At 68.5% G+C, this 9043-nt stretch carries 7 protein-coding genes and 1 pseudogene; all 8 read right to left on the bottom strand.

Going from position 1 to position 9043, the window contains the following annotated elements; translation table 11 throughout:
- Nucleotides 1–323: pseudogene (locus ABD120_RS36665) on the bottom strand (NADH-quinone oxidoreductase subunit NuoN); the annotation flags it as partial.
- Entirely contained in the window at nt 320–1879 is a 1560-nt protein-coding gene (locus ABD120_RS36660) for an NADH-quinone oxidoreductase subunit M (protein WP_343954967.1), read from the bottom strand. The gene ABD120_RS36660 and the pseudogene ABD120_RS36665, both read right to left, overlap by 4 nt.
- On the bottom strand, nt 1879–3786 hold the full coding sequence (nuoL, locus tag ABD120_RS36655; RefSeq protein ID WP_343954966.1) for an NADH-quinone oxidoreductase subunit L: 1908 nt from the start codon (nt 3784–3786) through the stop codon (nt 1879–1881). The genes ABD120_RS36660 and nuoL overlap by 1 nt, the downstream gene beginning before the upstream one ends.
- Before the next feature lie 9 nt (nt 3787–3795).
- Nucleotides 3796–4092 (bottom strand): NADH-quinone oxidoreductase subunit NuoK, encoded by a 297-nt coding sequence (gene nuoK, locus ABD120_RS36650; protein WP_343954965.1) that lies wholly within the window; start codon nt 4090–4092, stop codon nt 3796–3798.
- On the bottom strand, nt 4089–4847 hold the full coding sequence (locus tag ABD120_RS36645; protein ID WP_343954964.1) for an NADH-quinone oxidoreductase subunit J: 759 nt from the start codon (nt 4845–4847) through the stop codon (nt 4089–4091). The genes nuoK and ABD120_RS36645 overlap by 4 nt, the downstream gene beginning before the upstream one ends.
- Nucleotides 4840–5355 carry an NADH-quinone oxidoreductase subunit NuoI gene (gene nuoI / locus ABD120_RS36640; protein ID WP_343954963.1) on the bottom strand — a complete coding sequence of 172 codons (516 nt, stop codon included), beginning with the start codon at nt 5353–5355 and terminating at the stop codon, nt 4840–4842. Before nuoI ends, ABD120_RS36645 begins: the two co-directional genes overlap by 8 nt.
- Nucleotides 5342–6691: an NADH-quinone oxidoreductase subunit NuoH gene (nuoH, locus tag ABD120_RS36635; RefSeq protein ID WP_343954962.1), complete on the bottom strand. Its 1350-nt coding sequence runs from the start codon at nt 6689–6691 to the stop codon at nt 5342–5344. Before nuoH ends, nuoI begins: the two co-directional genes overlap by 14 nt.
- Nucleotides 6688–9036 carry an NADH-quinone oxidoreductase subunit G gene (locus tag ABD120_RS36630; RefSeq protein ID WP_425564097.1) on the bottom strand — a complete coding sequence of 783 codons (2349 nt, stop codon included), beginning with the start codon at nt 9034–9036 and terminating at the stop codon, nt 6688–6690. Before ABD120_RS36630 ends, nuoH begins: the two co-directional genes overlap by 4 nt.
- Nucleotides 9037–9043: the final 7 nt, after the last annotated feature.

Raw genomic sequence — 9043 nt, 5'->3', positions numbered from 1 at the left:
ACGAAGTGCCCGTCGTCGTTGATCAGCAGCACCGCGCCGACCGAGAGCACCAGGACGACGCCCCAGATGAACAGCGACGGCCCGTCGACCGAGATCGCCCCCATGGCGGAGGCCGAGGTCGGCACCCCGCCCCTGGCGATCTGGACGATGACCAGCGCGAAGGCGCCGAGCAGGCTGAGCAGGCTCAGCGGGACGTGGATGGACTTACGCAGGTAACGCGGCGCGAACGCCTCCACGAGCACGCCGACGACCGCCGCGCCGAAGACCAGGAGCAACGGCGCCAGCTGCCCGTATTCGATCGTCGGCGCCTCAAAGCCGTTCACTGTCCGGCCCCCTTCTCAGCGATGGCGGGGTTCTTGACTTCCACGTTGGTCAGCGTGTGCTGGACCGACGGGTTGATCACGTCCAGGAGCGGCTTGGGGTAGAAGCCGAACCCGATGATCAGCGCGACCAGCGGGGCGAGTACGAAGACCTCACGCACGTTGAGGTCTTTGAAGCCCTTCACCGAGTCGGCGGTCGGGCCGTTCATCGCGCGCTGCACCATCCACAGGATGTAGACGGCGGCCAGGACGACGGCCACCGCGGAGACGATCGCCGCGGCGGCGAGCGCACCGGAGCCGAACGCCTCGCTGGAGTAGGTGCCGATCATGACCATGAACTCGCTGACGAAGGACGACAGCCCCGGCAGCGAGAGGCCGGCGAGACCGGCGATCAGGAAGAATCCGGCCAGTACCGGCGCGACCTTCTGCACACCTCCGTAGTCGGAGATGTACGGCGAGCCCCTGCGGGCGATGAGGAAGCCCGCGACCAGGAACAGCGCACCGGTGGCGAAGCCGTGGTTGACCATGTACAGCGCCGCGCCGGACTGGGCGAGCTGCGACATCGCGAAAACGCCCATGACGATGAAGCCGAAGTGCGAGATCGAGGTGTAGGCGATCAGGCGCTTCAGGTCGGTCTGGCCGATCGCGACGATCGCGCCGTAGATGATGCTGACCACCGCGAGGACGACGATCGGCATCGTGAACGCCTTGGCGGCGTCGGGGAACAGCTCCAGGCAGAAGCGGAGCATGCCGAACGTACCGACCTTGTCCAGCACGCCCACGAGCAGTACAGCCGCGCCGGCGGGCGCCTGGGCGGCCGCGTCGGGCAGCCAGGTGTGCACCGGCACCAGCGGCGCCTTGATCGCGAAGGCGATGAAGAAGCCCGCGAACAGCCACTTCTGCGTGACCGGGTCCTGGATGGCCCCGACCAGTTCGGGGAACATGAAGGTGGCCTTGCCGGCCGCGAAGTACAGGCCGATGACGGCCACCAGCATGAGCAGGCCGCCGAACAGCGAGTACAGCAGGAACTTGACGGCCGCGTAGGACCGCTGGGCGCCGCCGTACGACCCGATCATGAAGTACATCGGGATCAGCATGGCTTCGAAGAAGACGTAGAACAGGAAGATGTCGGTCGCCGCGAAGACGCCGATCATCATCGTCTCCAGCACCAGCAGGAGCGAGAAGTACGTCTTGACCGACCGCTTCGGCGCGATGACCGTGCCGTCGGCCGACTTCACTCCGTCGGCGTCGTGCCAGGAGGCCAGCACGACGATCGGCACCAGCACCACCGACAGGGCGATGAGCACCAGGGCCACGCCGTCGACGCCGACGCCGAACTTCACCCCGAAGCTGGGGATCCAGTTGTACTCGGCGACGAACTGGAAGCGCTCGCCCTTGGGGTCGAAGCCGGCCGCCATGACGAGCGTGAGCACCATCACGGCCAGCGAGACCAGCAGGGTCACCTGCTTGGCCAGCTTGTCGCTGCCCTTGGGAAGCAGGGCCACCACGATGGCGCCCAGTACGGGCACCGCCATGAGGATCGGGAGCCAGGGTGACATCACATGTTCCCAACGAGGAGCAGGGCGCCGGCCAGCAGGGCAGCACCGAACAGGATGGACAGCGCGTATGTTCGGGCGAAGCCCGTCTGCAGCCGCCGCAGGCGGCCCGAGCTCCCACCGATGCCGGCGGCCAGGCCGTTGACCAAGCCGTCGATGCCACGGTTGTCGAAGAAGACGGCGATCCTGGTCAGCCACTGGCCGGGGCGCATGAACAGCGACTCGTTGAGAGCGTCGCCGTACAGGTCACGCCGGGCGAAGGTGGTGAGGAAGGAGCCGCGCGGGGCGGTGACCGGCACCTCGACCCGGCCGTAGCGCAGCCAGGCGATGCCGACGCCGACCGCGACGAGCGCGAGCGTGGCCAGACCGGGGACGCTGAACGGGTGGAAGGCCGGGGCCTCCGCCGGGTTGCCGCCGACGGCGGGCACCAGCCACAGGTACAGACGGCCGCCGAGCACCAGGAAGGCACCGAGGCCGATCGCCCCGATCGACAGGATGATCAGCGGGATCGTCATGACGGCCGGCGACTCGTGCGGGTGGGCGTCCTTGTCCCAGCGCGGCTTGCCGAAGAACGTCATGAAGATCATGCGCGACATGTAGAAGCCGGTCAGACCGGCACCCAGGACGGCCAGCCAGCCGAGCACCTGGTTGTGGTGCATCGCGGTCTCGATGATGCCGTCCTTGGTGAAGTAGCCGGACAGCAGCGGGAAACCGATGATCGCCAGGTAGCCGATGAGGAAGGTCACCGCGGTGATCTTCATCTTGGAGAACAGGCCGCCGTAGCGGCGCATGTCCACCTCGTCGTTCATGGCGTGCATGACCGAACCGGCGCCGAGGAACATGTCGGCCTTGAAGAAGCCGTGCGTGATCAGGTGGCCGATCGCGAAGGCGTACCCGACGGGGCCGAAGCCGGCGCCGAGCATCATGTAGCCGATCTGCGACATCGTCGAACCGGCCAGGCCCTTCTTGATGTCGTCCTTGGCGCAACCGATGATCGCACCGGCGAGCAGCGTGGCGCAGCCGACGATCGCGGCGGCCAGCGCGGCCGTGGAGCCGAGCGGGAAGAAGAACGCGCCCGAGCGGACCACCAGGTAGACGCCGGCCGTGACCATGGTCGCGGCGTGGATGAGGGCCGAGACCGGGGTCGGGCCCTCCATGGCGTCCAGGAGCCAGGACTGCAGCGGCAACTGCGCGGACTTGCCGCACGCGCCGAGCAGGAGCAGCAGGCCGATCGCCGTGAGCGTGCCGGAGGAGGCGTCGCCCACCTTGCCGGGCAGGTCGGCGAAGGCCAGCGTGCCGAACGACGTCCAGATGATGAACATGCCGATCAGCAGGCCGAAGTCACCGACCCGGTTGACGACGAACGCCTTCTTCGCCGCGACCGCCGCCGTCGGCTTGAACTGCCAGAAGCCGATCAGCAGGTACGAGGCCAGGCCCACGCCCTCCCAGCCGATGAACAGCCCCAGGTAGTTGTCGGACAGCACCAGCAGGAGCATGGCCGCCACGAACAGGTTCAGGTAGGCGAAGAAGCGCCTCCTGTCCGGGTCGTGCGACATGTAGCCGATCGAGTAGATGTGGATCAGCGAGCCGACACCGGTGATCAGCAGGGCGAAACTGATCGACAGTTGGTCGACCAGCAGCCCCATGTTCGCGAGTCCGGGGATGAACTCGTACAGCAGCACCGACTGCCGACGCATGTTCTCCGGCAGGCCGAGCATCTCGATGAACGCCAGGACGGCGACGGCGAACGCGCCCAGGGACATGACCACGCCCAGCAGGTGTCCCCACCGGTCTGTCTTCCGGCCGAAGACGAGCAGGATCGCCGCCCCCAGCAACGGAAGGGCGATCATGAGCCAGGATGCCCCGATCACGCCACCGGTGACAGCGTGGATCTCAGCGGGAGATTCCATCAGTCACCTCTAGTACTTCAGCAGGTTGGCATCGTCAACGGATGCCGACCTGCGGGTTCGGAAGATCGTCACGATGATGGCCAGGCCGACCACGACCTCCGCCGCGGCCACCACCATCACGAAGAAGGCGATGACCTGGCCGTCGAGGTTGCCGACCTGCCTGGAGAAGGTGACGAACGCGAGGTTGCACGCGTTGAGCATGAGCTCGATGCCCATGAACACCACGATCGCGTTGCGCCTGATGAGTACGCCCAGGGCACCGATGGAGAACAGCAGGCCCGAAAGGACGAGGTAGTGCGTCGTCACTTCGACTCCTCCTCAACCGAGTGCTTGATCGCCTCGGCGAGCTTGGGATCGGCGGGAAGGTGGCCCTGCTCCACGTCGTAGCGCGCGATGTAGCGGTTGACCGACTTCTCGGAGACCGAGCCGTCGGGCAGCAGCGCCGGCATGTCGATGGCGTTGCTGTGCGCGTAGGTGCCGGGGCCGGGCAGCGGCGTCGGCTGCTCGCCCTGGAAGCGGGCCCGCGAGAGGTCCTTCTGCGTGGCCTTGGGGACCAGTCGCTCGCGGTGCGCCAGCACCATCGCGGCCAGCGCCGCCGTGATCAGCAGCGCGGAGGTGACCTCGAAGGCGAAGACGTACTTCGTGAACAGCTGCCCGGCGATCGAGCGGATGTAACCGCCCTGCGAGGTGGCCGCCGCGAGCCCCTTGATGTTGGTGAAGGCCGCGTTGCCGATCGCGAGCACGACCAGCGAGGCGAAGCCGATGCCCGCGAGGACCGCCCACACCCGCTGGCCCTTCAGCGTCTCCACGAAGGAATCCGAGGAGTCGACGCCGATGAGCATCAGCACGAACAGGAACAGCATCATGACCGCGCCGGTGTAGACGATGATCTGCACCGCGGCCAGGAAGGGGGCGTCCTGGGCGGCGTAGAGCACCGCCAGGCAGAGCATGGTGGCGCCCAGCATGAGCGCCGAGTACACCGCCCTCCGGCTGAAGACCACGCCGAGCGCGGTCAGGACGGAGACGACGGCGCACACCCAGAAAGTGACCGTCTCACCCATTGGTCCGTCCCAGCCGGTAGTAGTCCTCTTCGGTCTCGCCGAGCCGCATGGGGTGCGGCGGCTGCTCCATGCCCGGAGTCAGCGGTGCGAGCAGCATCTCCTTGGTGTAGATGAGGCTCTCACGGTCGGTGTCGGCAAGCTCGTACTCGTTGGTCATCGTGAGGGCCCGAGTCGGGCACGCCTCGATGCACAGACCGCAGAGGATGCACCGCAGATAGTTGATCTGGTACGTGCGGCCGTAGCGCTCACCCGGCGAGAACCTCTCGTCGTCGGTGTTGTCCGCGCCCTCGACGAAGATCGCGTCGGCCGGACAGGCCCAGGCGCACAGCTCGCAGCCGATGCACTTCTCCAGCCCGTCCGGCCAGCGGTTGAGCTGGTGCCGGCCGTGGAAGCGCGGGGCCGTGGGCCGCTTCACCTCCGGGTAGTTGACCGTGACCGGCTTCTTGAACATCGTGTGGAAGGTGACGCCGAAGCCCTTGACGGGGTTCAGCCAATCAGTTAGTCCCACTGGGAACCTCCTTACGCTGCACCCCGTGGTAGTGCGGCAGGTCGAGCGGCGGCACCGGGAAGCCACCGGCGGTGGGCTCGCTGTCCAGCTCCTCGTACTCGGCCTCGACCTCGGCCCGCTCGGCTTCCTTGCGGCGCTGGTTGACGGTGTCGAAGCGGAAGAAGATCGCCAGCCCGCCGATGACGACGAGACCGCCGACGATCAGCACCAGCACCGTGCTGCCGCCGAAGCCCGACTGCGGGTCGTTGGCGTACATGAACGCGCGCACCGTGGCGACGAGCATGATCCACGCCAGGTTCAGCGGGATCAGGACCTTCCAGCCGAGCGACATCAGCTGGTCGTAGCGGATGCGCGGCAGAGAGGCGCGCACCCAGACCACGAAGGAGAAGACCAGGACGAACTTGATGAAGAACCAGAGCAGTCCCCACCAGCCCTCGTTGACGCCGTCGATCGCGGAGATCGGCCACGGCGCCCGCCAGCCGCCCAGGAACAGCGTGATCGCCATCGCCGACGCGGTGAAGGTGTGGAGGTACTCGCCCATCATGATCAGGGCGAACTTCAGCGAGGAGGAGTACTCGGTCTGGAAGCCGCCGACCAGTTCGCCCTCGCCCTCGGGCAGGTCGAACGGGATTCGGGCGGCCTCGCCGAACCCGCAGATCACGAAGATCAGGAACGAGGGCAGGAGCAGCACCACGAACCACGACGGCATCGGGATGCCCAGGAACTCGCCGCCGGACGCCTGCGCCTTGACGATCTCCGAGGTGGACAGCGTGCCCGCGAACAGGAACACGCCGACGAACGACAGGCCCATGGCGATCTCGTAGGAGACCACCTGGGCGGCGCTGCGCAACCCACCCAGCAACGCGTACGGCGAGCGCGACGACCACCCGGCCAGCACCACGCCGTAGACCGAGACCGCGCCCATGGCCAGCATGAACAGCACGGCCACCGGCAGATCGACGAGCTGCAGCGGCGTCTCGACGCCGAACAGGTTGACCATCGGGCCGAACGGCGTGATCGAGAAGGCGAGGAACGCCGGGATCACCATGATGACCGGCGCCATCAGGTAGAGCACCTTGTCGACGGTCCTCGGGAAGAGGTCTTCCTTGAGGCCCATCTTGATGCCGTCCGCCACCGACTGCAGGAGGCCGAACTTGCCCGCCCGGTTGGGGCCGTAGCGGTTCTGCATCCGGGAGATGAGCTTGCGCTCGTACCAGACGCCGAACAGGACGCAGAGCATCAGGAAGACGAAGAGCATCAACGCCTTGACGATGGTGATCCAGAGCGGGTCCTTGCCGAAGTCGGCAAGCGTCGGGTCGGTAACCAGGGTGATCATGACGCGCTCCCGATCGTGACGATGTCGCCGGCCACCGCGCGCAGATCGCGCGTGACCGAGCAGCCGCCGGAGTTGGCCGGCACCCAGACCACGCGATCGGGCAGCTCGGCGACGCGCACCGGCAGCGTGACGACTCCGCCGACGACGACCTTGTCGCCGTCCGCGACGCCGATCTCGGCGGCGGTGCTCTCGGAGACCAGGGCCTCGGCCGTACGGGCGGTGCCCGCGAGGTACGGCTCGCCGTCCTGCATGCGGCCGTCGTCGAGGAGCAGGTGCCAGGTGGCCAGCAGCGCCTGACCGGCCTCGGCCACGCCCTTGGCGCCGCCGCTGACGTTCGGGGCGGCCACGCGGGCGCCCTTCCAGGCCCGGATCTCGCCGAGTTCGCGGCGGGCGGCCTTGGCGTCGGGCAGTCCGAGGTGGACGTCCATGCGGTCGGCCAGGTTGCCGATGACCGCGAGGTCGCCCTGCAGGCCGGGCACCCGGATGGGCGCCTCGAAGGAGCGGCCCCGGCCCTCCCAGTTGACGAAGGTGCCGGACTTCTCCTGGACGGCCGCGACCGGCAGCACCACGTCGGCGCGGTCGGTGACGGCGCTGGCGCGGATCTCCAGGCTGACGATGAACGGGGTGTTCTCCAGCGCGGCGAGGGCCGCGGCCGGGTCGGCCAGGTCGTAGGGGTCGACACCGGCGATGACCAGCGCGTCGATCTCCTCGGCCCCGGCGGCGGCCAGGATGGCGTCGGTGTCGCGGCCCGGCGTGGCGGGCAGCGAGGAGACGTTCCAGGCGCGGGCGATCTCGGCCCTGGCGGCCTCGTCGTCGACCGGGCGGCCGATGGGCAGCAGGTTGGGCAGCGCACCCGCTTCGAGGGCGCCGCGCTCACCCGCCCTGCGCGGAACCCAGGAGACCCGGGCACCGGTCGCGGCGGCCAGCCGGACCAGGGCCGACAGAGCGCCGGGCACACTGGCCAGGCGCTCGCCGGCGAGCACGACCGTGCCCTCGGCGAGGGTGCCGATCAGGTCGCCGATGGCCTCGGCCTCGGCTCCGGGGGCGGTACGGATGAGCGTGCCGCCCATCTTCGCCAGCCCCTTGGAGGCGAACGGCGCGATCGAGCTGACCTTGAGCCCGTGCTTCTTCCACGCCTTGCGCAGGCGCAGGAAGACGATCGGCGACTCGTCCTCCGGCTCGAAGCCGACGAGGACGACCGCCGGGGCGTGCTCCAGGTCGGTGTAGGAGGTCTCGATGCCCTTGCCCGCGACGACGTGGGCGAGGAACTGCGTCTCCTCCGCCGAGTGGGGCCGGGCGCGGAAGTCGACGTCGTTGGTGCCGAGCGCGAGCCGGGCGAACTTGGCGTAGGCGTAGGCGTCCTCGACGGTGAGCCTGCCGCCGACCAGCACCCCGGCCTTGCCGCGCGCCTTGGCCAGGCCCTCGGCCGCGACGCTGAGCGCCTCCGGCCAGGAGGCGGGCACGAGCACGCCGTCCTCGTTGCGGACCAGCGGCGTCTTCAGGCGGTCGGGCTGCGTGGCGTAGGTGAACGCCCAGCGGCCCTTGTCGCAGTTCCACTCCTCGTTGACCTGCGGCTCGTCACCGGCGAGGCGCCGGGTGACCCGGCCGCGCCGGTGGTCGGTGCGCTGGGCGCAACCGGAGGCGCAGTGCTCGCACACGCTCGGCGTGGAGATCAGGTCGAACGGCCTGGCGCGGAAGCGGTAGGCCGCGCCGGTGAGCGCGCCCACCGGGCAGATCTGGACGGTGTTGCCGGAGAAGTAGGACTCGAACGGCTCGCCGTCGGCGACCCGTACCTGCTCCTTGGCCCCGCGCTCGAAGAACTCGATGAACGGGTCGCCGGCGATCTGCTCGGAGAAGCGGATGCAGCGTGCGCACTGCACGCAGCGCTCGCGGTCGAGCAGCACCTGCGTCGACAGCGGCAGCGGCTTGGGGAAGGTCCGCTTGTGCTCGTGGAAGCGGGACTCACCCTGCCCGTTGGACATCGCCTGGTTCTGCAGCGGGCACTCGCCGCCCTTGTCGCACACCGGGCAGTCGAGCGGGTGGTTGAGGAGCAGGAACTCCATCGCCGCCCGCTGCGCCTTCTCGGCGACCGGGGAGGTGAGCTGGGTCTGCACGACCATGCCCTCGGCGACCTCGATCGCGCACGACGGCTGCGGCTTGGGGAAGCCCCTGCCGTTGCCGGCGTCGGGGATGTCCACGAGGCACTGGCGGCAGTTGGCCGCCGGGTCGAGCAGCGGGTGGTCGCAGAAGCGCGGGATCTGGATGCCCAGCAGTTCGGCGGCCCTGATGATCAGCGTGCCCTTGGGGACGCTGACCTGGAACCCGTCGATCGTCAGGGTCACCAGGGAGGTT

It is taken from the genome of Nonomuraea longicatena (genome assembly GCF_039525605.1).
In the GTDB taxonomy this organism is placed as follows: domain Bacteria; phylum Actinomycetota; class Actinomycetes; order Streptosporangiales; family Streptosporangiaceae; genus Nonomuraea; species Nonomuraea longicatena.
Note: the sequence above shows the minus strand (reverse complement) of the source record. Positions and strands in the feature narration are given on the sequence as shown.